The sequence below is a fragment of the Chitinophaga arvensicola genome, assembly GCF_900110835.1.
Lineage (GTDB): Bacteria > Bacteroidota > Bacteroidia > Chitinophagales > Chitinophagaceae > Chitinophaga > Chitinophaga arvensicola.
On sequence record NZ_FOJG01000001.1, the window covers coordinates 639719 to 659636 of the forward strand.

16 protein-coding genes are annotated in these 19918 nt (G+C 45.0%); 9 read left to right on the forward strand and 7 right to left on the reverse strand.

What is annotated here, in order from left to right:
* Positions 1-7: 7 nt before the first annotated feature.
* Positions 8-703, forward strand: coding sequence for a hypothetical protein (locus BMW79_RS02770; RefSeq protein WP_089890234.1), 696 nt, complete (start codon positions 8-10; stop codon positions 701-703).
* 597 nt (positions 704-1300) lie between these two features.
* On the forward strand, positions 1301-2314 hold the full coding sequence (recA, locus tag BMW79_RS02775) for a recombinase RecA (RefSeq protein ID WP_089890236.1): 1014 nt from the start codon (positions 1301-1303) through the stop codon (positions 2312-2314).
* 426 nt (positions 2315-2740) lie between these two features.
* On the opposite strand, the gene typA is transcribed toward recA, so the two are convergent.
* Positions 2741-4549, reverse strand: a complete 1809-nt coding sequence (gene typA / locus BMW79_RS02780; protein WP_089890239.1) for a translational GTPase TypA — start codon at positions 4547-4549, stop codon at positions 2741-2743.
* 260 nt (positions 4550-4809) lie between these two features.
* Here typA and BMW79_RS02785 point away from each other — a divergent pair, with 260 nt between their 5' ends.
* Complete coding sequence (locus BMW79_RS02785) at positions 4810-5811, forward strand: alpha/beta fold hydrolase (protein ID WP_089890243.1); 1002 nt, start codon at positions 4810-4812, stop codon at positions 5809-5811.
* A gap of 65 nt (positions 5812-5876) precedes the next feature.
* On the opposite strand, the gene BMW79_RS02790 is transcribed toward BMW79_RS02785, so the two are convergent.
* On the reverse strand, positions 5877-8108 hold the full coding sequence (locus BMW79_RS02790; protein WP_089890246.1) for a patatin-like phospholipase family protein: 2232 nt from the start codon (positions 8106-8108) through the stop codon (positions 5877-5879).
* Between the two features lie 71 nt (positions 8109-8179).
* Complete coding sequence (locus BMW79_RS02795; RefSeq protein ID WP_089890249.1) at positions 8180-9232, reverse strand: COX15/CtaA family protein; 1053 nt, start codon at positions 9230-9232, stop codon at positions 8180-8182.
* Positions 9233-9413: 181 nt separating this feature from the next.
* Here BMW79_RS02795 and BMW79_RS02800 point away from each other — a divergent pair, with 181 nt between their 5' ends.
* Positions 9414-9866, forward strand: a complete 453-nt coding sequence (locus BMW79_RS02800; RefSeq protein WP_089890253.1) for a hypothetical protein — start codon at positions 9414-9416, stop codon at positions 9864-9866.
* A 76-nt stretch (positions 9867-9942) separates the two neighbouring features.
* Here BMW79_RS02800 and BMW79_RS02805 read toward each other — a convergent pair whose 3' ends face one another.
* Positions 9943-12927 carry a glycoside hydrolase family 3 N-terminal domain-containing protein gene (locus BMW79_RS02805; RefSeq protein WP_089890256.1) on the reverse strand — a complete coding sequence of 995 codons (2985 nt, stop codon included), beginning with the start codon at positions 12925-12927 and terminating at the stop codon, positions 9943-9945.
* 280 nt (positions 12928-13207) lie between these two features.
* Here BMW79_RS02805 and BMW79_RS02810 point away from each other — a divergent pair, with 280 nt between their 5' ends.
* From BMW79_RS02810 to BMW79_RS02830, 5 genes are all read left to right on the forward strand, one after another.
* Positions 13208-13798 (forward strand): adenylate kinase, encoded by a 591-nt coding sequence (locus BMW79_RS02810; RefSeq protein ID WP_089890260.1) that lies wholly within the window; start codon positions 13208-13210, stop codon positions 13796-13798.
* Between the two features lie 168 nt (positions 13799-13966).
* Positions 13967-14995 (forward strand): GTPase ObgE, encoded by a 1029-nt coding sequence (gene obgE / locus BMW79_RS02815; protein ID WP_089890263.1) that lies wholly within the window; start codon positions 13967-13969, stop codon positions 14993-14995.
* 64 nt (positions 14996-15059) lie between these two features.
* Positions 15060-15767: a hypothetical protein gene (locus tag BMW79_RS02820; RefSeq protein WP_143059052.1), complete on the forward strand. Its 708-nt coding sequence runs from the start codon at positions 15060-15062 to the stop codon at positions 15765-15767.
* A gap of 39 nt (positions 15768-15806) precedes the next feature.
* Entirely contained in the window at positions 15807-16571 is a 765-nt protein-coding gene (locus BMW79_RS02825) for a hypothetical protein (RefSeq protein WP_089890269.1), read from the forward strand.
* 1 nt (position 16572) lies between these two features.
* Positions 16573-17226, forward strand: coding sequence for a DUF2306 domain-containing protein (locus BMW79_RS02830; RefSeq protein ID WP_089890271.1), 654 nt, complete (start codon positions 16573-16575; stop codon positions 17224-17226).
* Between the two features lie 52 nt (positions 17227-17278).
* On the opposite strand, the gene BMW79_RS02835 is transcribed toward BMW79_RS02830, so the two are convergent.
* The 3 genes from BMW79_RS02835 to BMW79_RS02845 form a co-directional block, all read right to left on the reverse strand.
* A complete protein-coding gene (locus tag BMW79_RS02835; protein WP_089890274.1) occupies positions 17279-18415 on the reverse strand; it encodes a TPR end-of-group domain-containing protein in 1137 nt (378 codons plus the stop codon).
* Between the two features lie 118 nt (positions 18416-18533).
* Positions 18534-19094, reverse strand: a complete 561-nt coding sequence (locus tag BMW79_RS02840; protein ID WP_089890278.1) for a GNAT family N-acetyltransferase — start codon at positions 19092-19094, stop codon at positions 18534-18536.
* On the reverse strand, positions 19081-19446 hold the full coding sequence (locus BMW79_RS02845) for a DUF7674 family protein (protein WP_089890281.1): 366 nt from the start codon (positions 19444-19446) through the stop codon (positions 19081-19083). The genes BMW79_RS02840 and BMW79_RS02845 overlap by 14 nt, the downstream gene beginning before the upstream one ends.
* Positions 19447-19918 lie beyond the last annotated feature (472 nt).

Here is a 19918-nt window from a genome sequence, read left to right on the forward strand (position 1 = left end):
ACATACCATGCAAGAACAAGCTGTTTTAGACCGGAACGGAAATTTACACCTGGACCCTGAGTTTCCGGGAGCGATGAAATCAACCGCCCTGGTCATTTCCTATCTTACACATCCGCTGTTCATTCCCCTGCTGGTAACGTTCCTGGTACTCGAATCCATTCCTGAATATATGGTGGCCTTTAAGCCGATCAGCAAAAGATTTGCCTTTGACATGCTGTATTTCAGAGTCGCTATTATCAGCATCGGATTTCCTGTGCTGACGCTTTTACTCGCCAAGTCGTTGAAATTTGTGTCTTCTGTTCATATGAAAACGCAGCGCGACCGGATCATTCCGTATGTGGCGATGATTACTTACTATTTCTGGGCTTTTTATACCTTTCAGCAGGAAGGACGTGCGCCGAAATTCTATACGGCCTTTTTCCTGGGCGTATTCCTCAGTGTTTCTATTGCATTTGTATCCAATAATTTCATCAAAACCAGCATGCATACCGTAGGCTGGGGCGGTGTTATCGGCTTTCTGTTTTCACTGATGTGGGGAATGCATATGAATGTATCAATACCACTTGTCATTACCTTCTTTGTGGCAGGTATTACGGCTACAGCGCGACTGATACTGGCGGCTCATCAGCCCCGGGAAATCTATCTGGGCTTTCTGATTGGTATTGTTTCTCAGCTGGCCGCCTGCTGGATTCTTGTAAAATAACTTATCGGCCATTCCTCCCTGATCCCCATCTGTAAACACTGTAATAAATCAGTTGGCAGACAGGAATCAGGGGGTTCAATTTATAGAATGGCAATGAAAAAAATTTTTGGGGTTTAACCTGGACCACTTCACCATTTCATACCGCACATTGGATGCAAAGGCCGCAAGGCAGGCTAACAAACAACTTTAACAAACAGTAGGGGGATTAACTTCAACAACTAAACTTGACAGTACAAAAGTGAAACTTTCTGTGCTGATACTCAAGCGTATAACTACGCTTTTTAAAAATGCAGTAGAATTCTCATCCCCGGGGAGCAATTATTTTTTTGAGGTTTTATGGTTACGCATATTCAATGCGTAATGGGTTCGCATCTTTGTTATGCCATTGCGGGTTAACCCTTTTAAGATCTTAAGAATAAGTTTTCGACTGGAAGTAATTGAACAGCACAGGAATTGAATACTAGTATATTTAGCATATCAAAAGAAAATGCTAAAATATTTAGGAAAATAAAAAATTAGATCATAACTTAGCAATCCAATTAATTTGCTTTCTAATTGTGATCAGCTATCTATTAAATTTGTAAAAACATTAATTATATGTCTACAGCCAATGCAGAAAAACTGAAGGCCCTGCGCCTCACAATGGACAAGATTGAAAAAGATTTCGGTAAGGGATCTGTGATGATGATGGGGGAAAAAGCAGAAGCACCGATGGAGATTATTTCCACGGGTTCCCTGGGCCTTGATATCGCACTTGGAATTGGTGGTTTACCGAAAGGAAGAATCATTGAGATATATGGACCAGAGTCTTCCGGTAAAACAACTATTGCCATACATACAATTGCTGAAGCACAGAAAAAAGGTGGCATTTGTGCCATTATAGATGCGGAGCATGCTTTCGACAGCAGCTATGCAAGAAGACTGGGAGTAGACGTTGATTCCCTGTTAATATCTCAGCCGGATCATGGTGAACAGGCACTTGAAATAGCAGATCGCCTGATTCTCTCCGGAGCAGTAGATGTGGTTGTAATTGACTCCGTTGCTGCCCTGGTGCCGAAGAGCGAGCTGGAAGGTGAAATGGGTGAGAGCAAAATGGGATTACAAGCCCGTTTGATGTCACAGGCGCTGCGTAAATTAACCGCCACCATTTCCAAAACAAATTGCTGCTGCATATTCATTAACCAGCTGCGTGAAAAGATTGGTGTAATGTTCGGTAACCCCGAAACTACCACTGGTGGTAATGCCCTGAAATTCTACGCATCTGTAAGATTGGATATCCGTCGTATGAGCCAGATCAAAGATGGCGACGAAGCAATCGGTAACCGTGTGAAAGTGAAAGTGGTGAAGAATAAAGTAGCACCTCCTTTCCGCCAGGCAGAATTCGATATCGTATATGGCCAGGGTATCTCCAAAACAGGTGAGATCATCGATATGGGTGTGGAATATGGTATTGTTCAAAAAAGCGGTAGCTGGTTCAGCTATGATACCAACAAATTAGGACAAGGCCGTGATGCAGTAAAACAACTGCTGAATGATAATCCTGAACTGGCAGCAGAAATCGAAGGAAAGATTAAAGTGAAGATTCAGGAAAAGCAAGATGCTGAAGCATAGTTGCTATTGATTTGAATTTGTTGAATTGAAACTGAGTATTTAAATATACATAGAAGTTAGTTTTAGTTTTAGTAAGCATTGGGTTAGTATGCACATCCCTGCCTTATCCTGGGCGGGGATTTTTTTTGCGGATTGCAGCCAACGGAATCTCCCGGCTCCACAGTTTGAAGAGTTATCCAAATACCTCCTCTTATAAATTTTTCGGGCTACCACTGTTAAAAAAATTTGCCCTGGCTTGCCGGCAAAATTACCTGCTCTCTTGCACAGACTTTGACAGATTATGCCATAGAAGGCTATCCCTTTTTACCAACTACCTCCCTCCTATGAACAATAAACATTAACAACAGCGAACTCCCCAAAAACAAAAACCGCCCCGTAAAACGGAGCGGCTTTCGCATTTTTTCATTAGTTATCTTACAAAGGCAATTAAGCTTCCGCTTTCATGCTCTTAGCAGTTCTCTTACGTTCTTCCTCATCCAGGATCACTTTACGCATACGGATGAAGTTAGGTGTAACTTCGATACACTCATCATGCTGGATGTACTCCATACATTCTTCCAGTGTCATCAGTATTTTAGGCGCAATGTTAGCAGCACCATCAGTTCCACTTGCACGCATGTTGGTCAGTTTCTTACCTTCATTCGGGTTTACCACCAGGTCACCTGGCTTGTTGGTTTCTCCGATGATCATGCCCTTGTATACTTCTTCTCCTGGATCAACAAAGAACGATCCTCTATCCTGAAGTTTATCCAAAGAGTAACCGGTAGTAGTACCAGCTTCTTTTGCGATCAACACACCGTTGTTACGGCCTGGGATAGCACCTTTCCATGGTTTGTAATCATTGAAACGGTGCGCCATAACTGCTTCACCAGCAGTAGCTGTGAGCATCTGTGTACGCAGACCAATCAAACCACGGGAAGGAATTTCAAATTCCAGATGTTGCATTTCACCCTTGGTTTCCATGATCAGCATCTCACCTTTACGACGGGTTACCAGATCAATTACTTTGCTGGCAAAATCTTGCGGAACGTCTACCACCAGGGTTTCATACGGTTCGCATTTTTTACCATCAACATGTTTCACGATTACCTGAGGCTGACCAACGGTCAACTCGTAACCTTCACGACGCATGGTTTCAATCAATACACCTAAGTGCAGGATACCACGGCCGTAAACCATGAAACTATCAGCACTGTCAGAATCCATTACACGCAGTGCAAGGTTCTTTTCAGTTTCTTTCATTAAACGGTCACGCAGGTGACGGGAAGTAACAAACTTACCATCTTTACCAAAGAACGGAGAGTTGTTGATACCAAACAACATGTTCATGGTAGGTTCATCTACACTGATAACTGGTAATGCTTCCGGCTCTTCCGCATCAGCGATAGTATCACCAATGTTGAAACCTTCAATACCAACTACCGCGCAAATATCGCCGGCAAATACTTTCGTTACTTTTCTCTTACCTAATGCTTCAAAGATGTACAACTCACGTACTTTCTGTTTCTTATTGGTACCATCTGCCTGCATTAAAGTAATCCACTGTCCTTCTTCGATAGAAGCACGTGCTACCTTACCTACAGCGATACGGCCAAGGAAAGAAGAGTAATCGAGAGATGTGATCTGCATCTGCAGGTTACCTTCCGGAGTTTTAGGCTGTGGAACGTATTCCAGGATGCCATCCATCAACGGAGTAATATCTTCACTCTGCTCTAATGAACTGTTGAACCAGCCATTTTTACCAGAGCCATAAAAAGTCGGGAAGTTCAATTGTTCTTCTGTTGCATCCAGATTAAAGAACAATTCAAAAACTGCATCGTGTACTTCATCAGGACGACAGTTAGCCTTATCTACCTTGTTGATAACAACGATAGGTTTCAGGTTCAGCTGTAAAGCCTTCTGCAACACAAAACGGGTCTGTGGCATCGGACCTTCAAAAGCATCTACCAGCAGGATAACACCATCAGCCATTTTCAATACTCTCTCCACCTCACCACCAAAGTCGGCGTGGCCTGGAGTATCAATCACATTGATCTTGGTGCCCTTGTACTCAACAGATGCGTTCTTGCTGAATATGGTGATACCACGCTCTCTTTCAAGATCGTTACTATCCATGATCAGTTCTCCTGATTCCTGGTTAGCCCGGAATACATTAGCCTGATGAAGGATTTTGTCAACCAAAGTAGTTTTACCATGGTCTACGTGTGCAATAATTGCGATATTACGAATGTTCATATACTTAAATCTTTAGCTATCAGCCATTAACAAAATTTACGCTAATAGCTACAAAAAGAAGGCGCAAAGGTACGAAAACATAGCGAGAATGATGGTAACGCGTTTTAAATAAATGTAATCATTTGGTCACGTCAGAAAACGTCCTTACAATAGACTGGTTATCATTGATTTACAATTAATTATAAGCAAATATTGCTTTCAAATAGTTTTATGGCGTCAATTTTGCCACCACCAGAGGCTTTAACCGTCATCGTCAGCTTATGAAACAGAAAATATACCTGCTCGCAATAGCCTGCCTCACACTCCTCTCTTCAACCTTGCCGGCACAACAAATACCAGCCCAGGACATCACCTTATCTCAATACAAATATCCATTCCCGGTACATTCCCTGAAACTACATATACAAGGACAACACCTGGAAATGGCCTATATGGACGTACAACCCTCCCGCCCTAATGGCAAAACGATTGTACTCCTCCACGGTAAAAATTTCTGTGGCGCATACTGGGATAGCACCGCCGCAGATCTCAGTAACAATGGATACCGCGTGATCATACCGGATCAGATCGGTTTTGGTAAATCGTCCAAACCTAAAACGTTCCAGTACTCCTTCCAGCAACTGGCGCAGAACACCAAAACCCTGATGGACTCACTCCACATCGACAAAACAGCCATACTCGGCCACTCTATGGGAGGAATGCTCGCCACCAGGTTTGCACTGATGTATCCGCAAATCACAGAGAAACTCATTCTCGAAAATCCGATCGGCCTGGAAGACTGGAAAGTAAAAGTCCCTTATCAGTCAATAGATAAATGGTATAAAGCAGAACTGCAACAGAACTATGAAAAGATCAAACAGTATATGATGGATAGCTACTATGCCGGCAAATGGGCCCCCGCCTACGACAAATGGGCGCAATTACAGGCCAGCTGGACCAGCAATCCAGACTATTCCATCGTAGCGTGGAACTCCGCCCTTACCTACGATATGATCTTTACCCAACCAGTATTATACGAATTTGAAAATATTACCGCTCCCACCCTGCTCATCATCGGGCAACGGGACCGCACCGCTCTAGGAAAAGCCAACGTGCCGGAAGACGTTCGGAAAACACTAGGCAATTATCCTGAACTGGGTAACTATGCTGCGAAAAAAATTCCACACGCCAGACTGGTGCCCATTGAAGGTGTAGGACATCTTCCCCACATTGAAGCCTATACGAAATTTATTACGCCGCTCCTTGAGTTTTTAAAAGAGTAGAAGAACAACGTTCTCAAAAGAGCGTTTAAATCAGAATGCAGAGGCAATCAGGAAACAAACTGCTCTTATTCTTCCAGCAACTTCACCACATATTCCAACGCACTCTGATTAGCCGGATTATCCAGCGCATGCGCTATATCCAGTTTTTCTCGGGAAGTAAGATGCCACGATAGCGCGGCGGCCTTATCCTGCTTCTGCGGTACATACTGGAAAATCACCCGGTGAAACTTATCAGGAAAATAACCTTCCATGTAGTTCAACAGGTCATCCTGGTCGAAATCCTGCATGGCACTCCAGTGCTGTTGCATGGTAAACAATGGCTCAAACAACAGATCCGGTAGATCCTTTGTTTTTTTGATAGGAGAAATATCATTTTTGCGGGTGTCACGGATCTGTATATACACCACCCCACTGGTGTTCTCATTGATCCATTTATTGAATGTATAAAGATAACGCAACGTGGTTTGCTGACCGAAATTATCGCGGATACCGGCATCCATCACATCTACAATAGGATTACTCGGCAGAAACGCATTAGGCAGCACATAAGGAAAAGTAGCACACATCCGGATGGCACTCGTTACACGCAGGTCCATGGCGTCCTGACGGGCAAAGTATTGGGCGAAATCCACACCGTCAATATCCCGTACCTGCCTTGTAGGATACAGGTACTGCGGACTACACAGGTAGCTGACAGGCTGCGGCGATATCATCAACCTACGCCCATCTGCATTAATAGTGGCATTCCAGATCAACATCGGAATCTCCGCTTTGGCCTCCGGCAGCCGGTAGTCTTTCAGGGTTTTATCCAATACACTGTCGGTATGTTCATTCAATTGCATTTCAAACGCATAGCCACGGTCTTTTGCATAGTGATTCTTCCCGATGCTGAAACTCCTCCAGGGCGTAATAAAATCATTTACCGCCAATGCAGAAAACACAGAATTCAGCAGGTCTTTTGAAACTTTCTCGGCATAAATACTATCTGTGAGCCGAATCGGTTTACCTTGTTGCTGTTCATAATACAACTCCCGGAAATAGCTGGCTCCCAACATTCCCCCGGAGGCGCCGGTCATCAGCACAGTATGTTTCATTAGTCGGCCTTGCAGCATGCTATCCAGTCGTTGCAGTACATTCACACTCCAGGTGGCTGATCGGCTTCCGCCGCCACTGAAATTCATCACGATCAGCGGAGGCTTCTTCCCAGAAGGAAATTTTGCCCGCCAGTTGTCGAGGATCAACAATGTTTGCCTTTTATCGGCTTCGTATTTCTCACGGGTAAAAAACTGTTGTAGCGCACCCACACTGTATTCCGGACGATCCTCTTTATCGCGGTAATTCAGGCCGTAGGCCTTATTGCGATTATCCACCCAGTTATGTTCCACCATCCAGTTCAGCCCAAAGAGCATGACCAGTAAAATGGGGATAGACCAGGTCTGCAACATATAAGAAAATGCGCCGGCAACGCCTATGAGAAACGCAAAGAAGATCAATACACTGGCCCCTGCCGGAATCCGGAATACATCATAATCCATCATGTAAGCCAGAATGACCAGGAAAATCAGCGAACACCCTACCGTAATCATGGCAGCAAAGTGATGCTGTTTGAGAATACTATCGAGGTAATGCTTATTATAGTGATCTACATTCCGCGCTCTCCGGATCCGCCATGGTGTAGAAAAGTAATTATGTACGGGCAGTGCATTTTCATCAGGATCCTGGTTCGGTTTCAGGATCATCCGCAAAAAATTGCGGGGATTACCAAAGCGTTTTTCCAGGCGGCGTCCGATATTTTTATCTGCATTAAAAAAATAAAAGAAACAGAAGAAGAATATAAACAGTACTCCGCAAATGAATCCTTCTCCCAGCAACATAATATCAGGGATAGTATTCAGCTGTTCATAACGCTGATACTCCCATCCACGGTAAAGCATACTGAAAATGAATACCAATGGGATGATTGCGTTATTCAGACAATACCTGAAAAAAGGCTGGGAAGTGGTGGCCAGGAACTTAAACCGGCCGGTATGCAGGATGAAAGTGGTAATCTGCCAACTCATGATAAACATGCCAGTGGCTAATCCCAGGATAGTAGTGCTATAGAAATTTACCTTACCCAGGTATTCGGGCGCCAGGTAAAGCGCATCTCCGCCAAACACCTTGGCAAAACCGCCGTTGATGGTGCTGAACAGGATCACCCAAAAAATAAGTAATACCTGGTACTTCCTGAAATGCAGGAGCAGTAGCTGTATAGGGAAAGAATAGTAAGTTTTTATCAATAATAACTTCACCTTCATCAGACGATTATTACGAATAAACCTACGGAAAATTTACGGATTTATCGCCGCAGGAATTGCCCCTGCGGAAATCAATTCAAATTCCGTGCGCCCCTGCTGAGATAAAGTGTCCATATCAGCGACAACATCAGCAGCATTCCCACGCCCTGATGAAGTATTCCATAAGAAATAGGAATTTTCACCTGGCTGTTCAACAGTGTCAATACACCCAACAGCACCTGCAGCAATACCAACAGTAAAGGAAGATAACGGATGGTATGTAACAGGCTATGAGCCGGTGTTTGCGCAGCCTTCCACCACCATACTGCAATAAGGACAGTAATGGCATACGCCAGTCCGCGATGTATAAATTGAATGGTAATAGGATTATGGGCAATGTCAGTGAGAAATCCTCCCTGGGAGAACATGCCCGTTGGCACCCAGGCACCGTTGATATCCGGCCAGGTATTGGCTACCAGCGCGGTATGCAAACCAGCCATGAAAGCCCCGTACACCAACTGAACTACCAACAAAATCAGCAACCAGATATTCAGTTTATATAAAACAGGCACTTTTAATACTTCAAAAGGACGGATACTCAGTTTCAGGGCAAACCAGAATACATAAGCCAGCAACACTAAAGCCGATATAAAATGGATAGCAAGACGGATATGGTTTACATACAAGTTTTCCTCATTCAGACCACTCATGACCATGATCCATCCTATCAAGCCCTGCAGTCCACCCAGTACAAACAGTATGATCATCGGATTGATCATGCTCTTGTTGATCTTCTTCTTAATAATAAAATAGATAAACGGAATGATGAACACCAATCCCATTAACCGGGCCCAATCGCGATGCAGCCATTCCCAGAAGAAAATGAACTTAAAATCTGATAAAGTGAAGTGATTATTCACATATTGATACTGGGCTATCTGCTTATAGCCTTCAAATGCTTTCTCCCAGGCAGCTTCATTCATGGGAGGAAAAGCTCCCAGCAACGGCTGCCATTCCGTAATAGATAAGCCCGAGCCGGTTAAACGGGTAATTCCGCCCAGCAATACCTGTACTATCAACATGCCCACGCCTATATACAGCCAGATAGCCACGGGGCGGTTCTTTTCTAATGTTACTGCTTCCATAAACGGTGCAAAAATAGGGAAGAATGCCTAACAAGTCCCCCAAATACTCACATTATTTTAACAAAGGCGTAATGTTCTGTTAATCCGCAGATCGGAGCTTTGCTTTGAATTTAAACGGCACCATTGTATTAGCTAATACCGCCCTCATTAAAAAAGACGAACACATTAAAAAAATAATGTCATGAAACACTTACGTTTTGTTTTTTTAGCACCCAAAGTAGCTTTGTTGGTATTTGTAACTATCCTTTTCCCAATTTTACACGCAGCAGCACAAACAGAAACATTTGCATATAACGTGGCAAGATTGAAAGGAAACCCGGTAGCAACGGCTCCTATTGAAGCATTCAACGTACATATTACACAACTGCAAAAGGATCAGCTGTTATTTCAGCTTTCTGTGGATAATCCTTCCAACGAAAAGCTGACGCTTTACATAAAAGACAATTTCAACAATACTTTGCATCGCGAAACACTGCCTGCTACCCTGCGCTTTGAAGCACGTTACAACCTCGCTTCCCTGGAAGACGGCGACTATGTATTCGAAATCAGAAGCGGCAAAACCAAACTGGCAGAAAAAGCCATTGGCATCAAAACTCAAACGCTGGTAAACAGAAGCGTATCCGTAACCGAGTAGTCCCTCATCGTATAAAAAAATGAAAGAGGTGGTATCGCTACAGATACCACCTCTTTCTATTTTTAATCAAACCCCTTTATCTACGGGTCGATTCATATACTGCTTCAAACATTTTCTCGCGGGTATGCAATGCCGTTAATTTCGTATTGGCACCACCGTTAGGATATACCCGGTTGCTCAGGAAAATGAATACCAATCCGGAAGTTGGGTCTGCCCAAACACAGGTACCGGTATAACCGGTATGACCAAAAGTAGCAGCAGACGCACTTTTAGCCGGATATGGCTCCCGTCTCGTACTATTGTCTTTCTCCGGCTTATCAAATCCCAGTCCGCGACGGCTGATATTACTGTTATAAGCAGTAAACAAGTCCACAGTAGCTGGTTTAATATATTGTACCCCATTGAAAGAACCCTTGTTCAACAACATCTGCATAATAACTCCCAGATCATGGGCATTGGAAAATAAACCGGCATGCCCGGCTACTCCGCCAAACATGGCTGCCCCCGGATCATGTACATCTCCGCGCAGTAGCTGCATCCGGAAAGAATACTCCCGCTCCGTAGGTACAATCTCCGTTAACGCAAAACGCTCTCTCGGCAAAAATCCAGTAGTCGCTAATCCCATCGGGGCATAAAAGGTTTCCCGCACATAATCATTCAGCTTTTTACCCGTGAGCTCCTCTACTATCTTCCCCAGGAATATGAAATCACAATCGCTGTAAACATAGCCCTGGCGGGGTGATAGCCTACTGTCGAGAATTTTCTTCCAGATCGTATCCACATAACTGTTTTCCATGTACAGCTGATCAGCCACCCTTACCCCGTGCGTAGCATCAGGGCTTGTGTGGTATAATACCGTATCCGGACGGGCATTATTATAAAGGGTTTCCTTATAAAAAGGAATAAAGGCTACCAGTCCGGCCTGATGCAACAGCACATCGCGGATCCTCAATCCTGCTTTATCCGTACCCAGCACTTGCGGCAGATATACGCCCAGTGTGGCATCCAGGTTTATTTTTCCTTCATCATATAACCGCATCACCGATAAGGTAGTGGCACATACTTTCGTCACCGAAGCCAGATCATAAATAGATTGCGGTGATACCGCCTCTGCTTTGTTGTATTCGTAATGGCCGAAACAGCGATTGTAGATAATTTTGCCGTTTTTCATGGCCAATACCTGCGCTCCTGGTGCGGCTGCGCGGGCAATCATATCATTGGCCAGCCCATCGATCTGTAAAAGCGTCTGTTCATTTACACCTGCTTCTTTCGCTGTAGCAGTGGGCAGTACGGTAAACTGGTTCACAGTATAGGTGATGCCGGTACCGGAAGGCAATCCGGGACAAACCGTCACCGGCAGTTTTCCGGAAGGACCCAGTTTGCCAAAAAGCAAGTCGGCAGCAGCTCTCTGGGTCGTGCTGTCATCTTCATAGGCAGCTACCAGGTGAGGCGCATCACAGAAATACTGGAGTGCATACGGATTACCAAAAACAACAGTGGCAGAAGGCATTTCTGATTGCAACTGACGGATGATCAATCGCTCCGCCATGGAAAGACCGAAGTTATTGGCCGGACGGCGGCTATAGTCGTGCAAACTGATAATAACCGCTTTATAATCACGCTGGATCCGGGATACTATCGGCGCAATCTGTTGTACGGATTGCTGCGAGGTAAAGATGAAAACATCTGTACCGGGCTTATATTCTTTGATCGATTGAAGGAAAGTATTACTGGAATTGGCGCCTACGGCAATAACGGCCAGTTTTTGCTGGGCCATAGCCGGGGAAAAAGGAATCAGCTTCTTATCGTTGCGCACCAGGGTGATAGCGCTTTCCGCGATTCTTTTACGCAGCGTATCTGTTTTGGCGTTCAGATCTTCCGCCAGGTGATCGGTGTTGATACGTTGCGGTTGCCACAGTCCGAGGTTATATTTAGCCCGTAAAACTTTCTTTACGCGGGCGTCTACTTCGTCCTGGTCAATTTTACCTGCCTTAATGGCTTTGCGGATGGCATCTACACTACCGGCTGCGGTGGAGGGCAGGATCATCAGATCGTTACCGGCGAGCAGCGACTGTAAGGATTCCTGTCCTTTGGTATAGAATTTCGCGATGCCTTTCATTTCCAGGGCATCGGTAACGATGAGGCCTTTAAAACCCATCTCTTCTTTCAGCAGTTTTGTAACGGCATTGTAAGAAATAGAGGTAGGTGTATTCGGTTTTTTATCGATAGATGGAATATAAAGATGTCCGATCATGACAGACTGCACACCTGCAGCTATGGCTTCGCGGAAGGGATATAGCTCCAGGGAGTCGAGTTGCGCCCTTGTCTTATTGATGGTGGGCAGATCCAGGTGGGAATCTACGTTCGTGTCGCCATGTCCGGGAAAGTGTTTGGCGCAGGCCATAATGCCCGCGTCCTGCATACCACGGATGGTGGCAACGCCCATGCGGGCTACCTGGTATTTGTTTTCTCCGAAAGAGCGGTCGTTGATAACGGGATTAGATGGATTGTTATTCACATCCACGTCCGGGGCAAAGTCGATATGAATCCCCAGGCGACGGCATTGTTCGCCCATGAGCCTACCGGCGTCATAAGCCAGGGTGGTGTCCTGCATGGCGCCTATCATCATGTTGCGGGGAAGGGAAATCACGCTGTCGAGGCGCATGCCCAGTCCCCATTCTCCGTCGATAGCCACCAGCAGTGGCACTTTGGAGATAGATTGATAGTAGTTGGTGAGATTGGCTTGTCTTACCGGGCCTCCCTGGAAGAAGATCACGCCGCCTACTTTGTTATCCTGTATATCCTTTATAACTGCATTGATATGGTCTTGCCCCAGGTTGGAATGCGCCCTGATCATGATCAGCTGGGCGATGCGCTCATCTGGGGTGAGTGACTGAAACACACTATCCACCCACTGGGAGGCATTATCCTGCTGTGGAACGGCCTTTTGGGTGTTCTCCTTTTTATGCTTCTTTTTCTCCTTGAATACCAGGGGCGCAGAAATGGCGCTTCCTGTCATCATCAAGCCTGTAAGTCCTGCAACCAATAATTGTTTCCTCATATCATAAACTTACAAATATTCATGCGTAAATCCAGAGCGGCCTGCTGAATATCAACTAATTACTAATAATAATCATATGATTTTGTCAGATAGAAAGTATTTCGTTAAATTAGGATAGCCTGTTAAAGATAATTTAGTGATTGTGGTTAAAAATTAAAATATGTTTATTAATTTGTCAGAATATTTACATTTAGTTTAACCAATCGTAATTTTAATTACCAATACATTCATCTGTTTCTTATATTTGCAACCTTGCGAGTAAAGTAGATTTAAATAAAACATGGTCAATCTCATTTTATTTGGCCCTCCCGGTAGCGGCAAGGGTACACAAAGTGCTAACATTATCCAGAAGTACGGACTTATTCACCTGTCAACCGGCGATTTACTTCGCAGTGAGATCGGCGATAAAACCCCACTGGGTCTTGAGGCCAAGAAATTCATGGATCAGGGCCAGTTGGTTCCGGATGAAGTGGTGATTGGCATGATCAGCTCCAAACTGGAAGCTAATCCTGAAGCACGTGGTTTCATTTTCGACGGTTTTCCGCGTACCACTGCACAGGCAGAGGCGCTGGATAAGCTGCTGACACTTAAGAAAACGGCTATTTCTGTGGTATTATCCCTGGAAGTTCCGGAAGACGCGCTGATCAAGCGTTTGCTGAACCGTGGTTTAACCTCCGGCCGCAGCGATGATGCTTCTGAAGAAATAGTGAAAGCACGTATCGTGGAATATCATAACAAAACCGCTCCTGTAGCCGATCACTATGCCAAATTTGGCAAGTTCAAGAAGGTAAAGGGAGATGGTACAGAAGAAGAAGTCTTCGAACTGTTGTCCAAAGAACTGGATGAACTGGTAGGGGAAAGAGTACAATAGTAGCGGAAATCCGCTCTGAAAAAGACTTTTAGCATCTTATTATACAACGCAAAGATTGTAAGTAAAGAGCTCCTGGCACATGATGGTGCTAATTAGCTCAAACTTCACGATCTTTGCGTTTTGTTTTTCCGGGGTAATGGACCCCGGCATATTTAAAATCCGAGAATAGTGGAAAAAGCGAACTTCGTAGATTATATCCGTGTATTTTGTAAATCCGGGAAAGGTGGCGCAGGAAGTATGCACTTTATGCGTACCAAATTCAATGCGCAAGCCGGCCCTGATGGCGGCGACGGCGGAAGAGGCGGGCATGTTATTTTAAGAGGTAATTCACAGCTGTGGACCCTCCTGCACCTCCGCTGGCATAAAAACCTGCTTGCAGAAGACGGCGAAAACGGCAGCGGCGACAACTGCACCGGCCGTTTTGGTAAAGATATTGTCATTGAAGTACCGCTGGGTACACAAGCCAAGGATGAAGAAACCGGCCGCGTAGAAGCAGAAATCCTGCACGACGGACAGGAACTGATCTGGATTCCGGGCGGACAAGGAGGAAAAGGTAACGCCTATTTCAAATCTGCCACCAATCAAACACCGGAATACGCACAGCCAGGCATGCCCGGCACAGAAGGCTGGAAAGTAGTGGAACTGAAAGTATTGGCAGATGTGGGCCTGGTAGGTTTCCCCAATGCCGGCAAATCCACGCTCCTGTCTACCATCACCGCTGCCAAACCCAAAGTGGCCGATTATGCCTTTACTACCCTCACTCCCCAGCTGGGTATGGTAGAATACCGCGACAACAAATCATTCTGTATCGCCGATCTTCCAGGTATTATCGAAGGCGCCCATGAAGGAAAAGGATTGGGTCACCGATTTTTAAGACATATTGAAAGAAACGCCGTATTATTATTCCTTATTCCAGCCGATAGTGCCGATCATCGTAAAGATTTTGAAGTACTTGTAAATGAACTGGAACAATATAATCCCGAATTGCTGGATAAACAGTTTCTGCTGGCCATCAGTAAAAGCGATATGCTCGATGATGAACTGAAAGCTGCTATATCAGCGGAGTTACCGGAAGATGTTCCGCATGTATTTATTTCCTCTGTTACCAATCAGGGCCTCAGTGAATTAAAGGACATATTGTGGGAAGCCCTCAACAGAAAAGTGGATACTACTCCCGATAAGGTAAACGCAGAGTAACTGTTTCCGGACTTACGGGGAAACTATTTCTGACGCCAATGTTCGTTACAGTATCCCGTATACCATGAAAACAATCCTTTTTCTTGCAACTTTTTCATTGTTGCTGCCAGCTTGCCAGGAACCGGCCAGGCCTGTGAAAGAACGCCCTGTGCAGATCGATACCATGCAACTGGTAGCACCACCCGCGCCATTGGTAAAAGTAGCGTCCAACGAAGTATACGTAGTGAGTCGGGACTCCACTACGTATATCCGTTTCGGCGATTGCTACTTCTCGCTCGACTGGATCACCGCCGATCCCAGACGCAACGACTTCGAAATGCATCCGGATACGCTCTACTTTAACCTCGCACATTTACGTACCATAGAAGGCCAGATGCTCGCGGTTACCACCGGAGAAGCAGAAAAAATACGGGTATTTCAATGCTACGAAACCAGCGCCATCATCGAAAAAAAACCATTGCTCCAATGGAAACATTACCGCTCCCCCTGGGAAACACTTATCCCCGAAGCCAGTAACTTCTTCCTATGTAAAAAATATACCCAGGCTGAAAGAACCAGGTTTCCGCCCACCAGCATACATGCTTTACAACAACATGTAAAACAACATGGTTCCCCCGCTGCCTACGCCAGCGTGGCACAGCTGGATACTTTCCCCTCCCCTTCAGCCAACGTAAATATCAGCAGGTACTATATCCGGCTCGACGGCGGCGATAAAAAAACCGCAGACAAGATCAACAAGCTCCTGATTATCGACGTCAACTTTAATGGCTGATAACAAAAATCACATTCACTATATTTACAAAAAAAACGGGTGAAACAATTAACTGCTATCCTTATCATCACCATCCTGGCATTCCAGGCATGCAAACCTTCCGCCGGCAAACAACCCGAAGAAACGGCTACCATCAACGATAGTGCTGTACGCGGCAAAATACTCGATACCTATAAAGGCGACTTCGGCAACGCCCCTATCTATATTACCCTCAATTATTTAAATCATCAGCATATAGCCGGGTACAACGTCCACAAAGGCTTACGCCGTAACCTCCACGGGGAACTGAAAAAAGATAACAATAACTGGATAGTCACCCTCAGCGAACCAGGCGACCATCCCTTCGATGGAAAGTTTGTGATCACTTTCGATTCCGCCTTTAATGCCGGTAAAGGCACCTGGACGCCGCTCAATACCAACACACTGAAGGAAAAAAGCTTTGATATTCAACGAAATTCCGGCTATGGCCAGCAGGCCGCCATCGCTGCAGGCACGCCTACATTCGACGCCTTTTTTATGGACGAAAAATTCTATAAAAGCGATTTCGCCTTTAAATCAGATGGTAGCTGCCTGCTGCAACTCTACGAACAGGTAAACGACTCTACCCTCGCAGATCAACTGCTCCGGATCAGAGGTACTTACGAACGCACCAGCGACTCCACCGTGAAAATATCCTGGGAGAAAAACACCCACTTTAAAGAACCTAATATAGAAGGGAAACTGAGCATGCACCATGAGGAAGACGGATCAGAATACATTACCGGTTTAACTTTTGAAGACCTCCGTTTCGTAACTGGTCCGTAAGATGAAAGCCATCCTGAAACAAATAGCATGGATACTAACAGCAACGGCTATACTATATGGGGCCTGGCTGATGCTGTTACTTACCATTCCATATGCTGCTTTCGAAAGATACACCGACTTCCTGCTCACCAAGCAGCGGGTATATCATATTCTACACTGGCGCATCAGTTTCTATATTCACATATTCGTCAGCATCACCGTGTTGCTGGCGGGCTTACTGCAATTCAGTAAATACCTGCTCGATAACTTTCCACGGCTGCACCGCAATTGCGGGAAAGTGTACGCGCTGGTAGTGATCTTTCTCAGCGGCCCCACAGGATTGATCATGGGATTTTACGCCAATGGTGGAATCTATGCCCGGATCAGCTTTGTGTTGCTTTCCGTGTTGTGGATCATCTTTACCATCCTCGGCTGGAAACGGGCTATGCAAGGGCGTTGGCCGGAACACATCACCTGGATGCTACGCAGCTATGCACTCACGCTGTCTGCACTTTCCCTGCGCTTTTATGCTTTGATACTCGGCTGGATGCACATGCCGCTCAGACCCGTCACCGCCTATATCACTATTTCCTGGTTAAGCTGGACCGTAAACCTCCTGCTGGCGGAGTGGCTCATCAAACGCATGCTCATTAAAAGAATGAATTTACCCGCATAAAAAACGGCGGTACTTCCGAAAGGAAATACCGCCGTTTCTATCTTTTTATTTTTTAACGGATCATCGCCAGTTGCTGCGTTTTCTGCGCAAAGCGTCCTTCTTCATTAATTACAAAAACCTCTTTTTTCAGTTCTGTCCTGGATGTTTCCGGGTTATCTTTATACCCTTCTTTCTCCGGATCTTTCTCATATTCAATCTTATAGTCGGTTACTTCAATATCGCCATTACCGGATATAACCGCCTTCCGATAAGGATCATTCAGTAATTTCTGACCTGCCAGCAGCATCTTATCCAACACTTTACCACTTGTATTATAGCTTACCATCAGGTAATAAAAAGGCATTCCTTCTGAAAGGTTTCCCGGATCTTCTACTTCATCGCTGATGCCGTAAATCAGTGTCTTGTATTCAGGTGTTTTCTTTACTTCTCCTACATAAAAAAAGGAACTACCTACATCGCGTGAAAACTTGGTGTCTCTCATTTCGGACACATAGATCTCAAAGTCGTAAGAAATAAACTGCTGCCCGAGGTCTTTTGCATAAGCCTTGTCGATTGTAACAGGCATATGTAATGGTTTGAACTGACCTGCAAAAAGGTTCCATTGCAGTTTCTCCGGATCACCCGCGCCGGCAAAGGCTTCCAGTATGTTGCTTTTAAAAGCGTAGTTATCTTCTCTTACCCAGGCCAGGTCAGGATCTTTCAGGATGTTATCCATATTGTTATACCCAAACTCTATGGCTGCATACAGGTAATATTCTGCAGAATCTTTTTTCTTTGAGATGGAATACGCACAGGCTTTATTATACAGCAATTTCGACAAGGGCTTGTAATCCAGCAATTCGGCCATATCATATGCAGAAAGCGCCTCGCCTACTTTACGGGTATCCATCAGGGCATTACCCAGTTCATAATAACTCTTTGCCTGTGGTTGCAGTAAAATTGATTTAATAAAGAGGTCAACACTACCCGCAGCATTCTTCTTATTCCGGTATAAATCAATCGCTTTCAGGAATACTTTTTCTGCCGCATTATTCTTTCCGGCAGCATGAGCGGCTACATATTTTACAGAGTCGGCGTTATAAAGTGAGGCCACACTGAGCTTTGTTGTCTGATCCTGCTTATCATGTGCTGTTTTCACATCACAGGAGGCTAACAGCGCACATAAGGCAAACAAAGGTATAAAGCGCATAAGATAGGATTTGTGGATAAAGATAGCGAAGAAATATGAGCCGTGTAACTATAACGGGAATACCGGCCGTGCAAAAGCATGGCCGGTTCATTCATTGGCTGTAATTTCACCATCAGGGTTATGCCTGTTCCATTACCGGTGACGGTTGGAACAACATGGCAGTACATAAACAATTCCTGTAATTTTTGTCTGCCAGGATAGGATAGTTAACACAGCTTTTACACCCTTCCCAGAAAAGCGGATCATGGGTAATCTGATCATAAGTAACTGGTTCAAAACCCAACCGGGTATTGAGCTTCATCACCGGTAAGCCGGTGGTGATACTGAATATCTTTGAGTGTGGATAAAGCAACCGGCTCAGTTCAAAAATCTTTTGCTTGATGGCCTGTGCTACTCTCAGTCCACGGAAGGCGGGCGCCACAATCAAACCGCTGTTGGACACAAACTGCTTGTCTTCCCAGGATTGTATATAGGAAAACCCTGCCCAAACACCGTCTGCCGTAAAGGCAATCACAGCTTTCCCTTCCAGGATCTTTTCTTTAATTGTAGCGGGATTTCTTTTTGCAATCCCGGTGCCTCTTGCTTTGGCGGAGGCTTCCATTTCTGCTACTATAGGCAGCGCAAAATCAACGTCCATGGCAGTAGCCAACCGGACGACAATTTCCTCATCTGTTTCCATTACCTGTCAATTGATATTGTATGTAAAGTGGATAAATTGAATCTGGAATCAGGGAATACATCCGGATCCTGCTCACGGCGTCTGCCAATGGAATGCGGCAAAGGGTGGGTAGAAAAACACGTGTAATCGCCTCTTTCACAACGGTATTGCCCCGCTCATATAATCGGCCTGCTACCTGCAGACACTTGTGAGCTACCGTAAAATTCTGTTCCCTGAGTTGTTTGTCGGTGTAGTCCGTCAAACAACCAATCGTTTCGTAAATGTGAAATACGGCAGGAAACTGGTGCAATGCTTTTTTCAGTGCCGGGATGGAATCTTCAATACAAGCGGGCACTTCATACTGATTAATCATGGGTTATAATTTTACACTGTTATGCACGATCTCCGCTACCACAGCGATAACAATAAAACCAATAGCGATATAATACATCGCTTTGTGATTAGGTGCCGGCGGTTTTGGATAAGCGCGCATAATAGTGTTCTTTCCCACTATATGCCAAATGCTATTCCATATTCTGTAGAAGAATGTTAAAACTCTGTAGGGTAAAGGGTTTGCAAAGAAAATGTTAAAGACAGCTGGAGGAAATCAAACTAAAAACCTTCCGTTTCTGAAGGGTGGCTTTCAGAAATTGAAAAAGAAAATAAAGGAGTTATCGGGAGATATGGAACGCGTGGCTTTACAACGGGCAGCGCAAATTAAGGCGTGTTCATTTCTCAGGTATGATCATCTTACGTATCCGGTTAAAAGTAACTACTGGTATAGCGCTTTCGGTATGCTTTAAAAAGCATACACCACATGCTCTCCTATGCCTATGCTTTAAAAC

Coding starts and splice junctions, on each gene's coding strand:
- BMW79_RS02770 (WP_089890234.1), top strand. CDS start 8: ATGCAAGAACAAGCTGTTTTAGACCGGAACGGAAATTTACACCTGGAC.
- BMW79_RS02805 (WP_089890256.1), bottom strand. CDS start 12,927: ATGAGGAAACAATTATTGGTTGCAGGACTTACAGGCTTGATGATGACA.
- BMW79_RS02795 (WP_089890249.1), bottom strand. CDS start 9,232: ATGGAAGCAGTAACATTAGAAAAGAACCGCCCCGTGGCTATCTGGCTG.
- BMW79_RS02840 (WP_089890278.1), bottom strand. CDS start 19,094: ATGGAAACAGATGAGGAAATTGTCGTCCGGTTGGCTACTGCCATGGAC.
- BMW79_RS02800 (WP_089890253.1), top strand. CDS start 9,414: ATGAAACACTTACGTTTTGTTTTTTTAGCACCCAAAGTAGCTTTGTTG.
- recA (WP_089890236.1), top strand. CDS start 1,301: ATGTCTACAGCCAATGCAGAAAAACTGAAGGCCCTGCGCCTCACAATG.
- BMW79_RS02810 (WP_089890260.1), top strand. CDS start 13,208: ATGGTCAATCTCATTTTATTTGGCCCTCCCGGTAGCGGCAAGGGTACA.
- BMW79_RS02835 (WP_089890274.1), bottom strand. CDS start 18,415: ATGCGCTTTATACCTTTGTTTGCCTTATGTGCGCTGTTAGCCTCCTGT.
- BMW79_RS02845 (WP_089890281.1), bottom strand. CDS start 19,446: ATGATTAATCAGTATGAAGTGCCCGCTTGTATTGAAGATTCCATCCCG.
- typA (WP_089890239.1), bottom strand. CDS start 4,549: ATGAACATTCGTAATATCGCAATTATTGCACACGTAGACCATGGTAAA.
- BMW79_RS02820 (WP_143059052.1), top strand. CDS start 15,060: ATGAAAACAATCCTTTTTCTTGCAACTTTTTCATTGTTGCTGCCAGCT.
- BMW79_RS02790 (WP_089890246.1), bottom strand. CDS start 8,108: ATGAAGGTGAAGTTATTATTGATAAAAACTTACTATTCTTTCCCTATA.
- BMW79_RS02830 (WP_089890271.1), top strand. CDS start 16,573: ATGAAAGCCATCCTGAAACAAATAGCATGGATACTAACAGCAACGGCT.
- BMW79_RS02785 (WP_089890243.1), top strand. CDS start 4,810: ATGAAACAGAAAATATACCTGCTCGCAATAGCCTGCCTCACACTCCTC.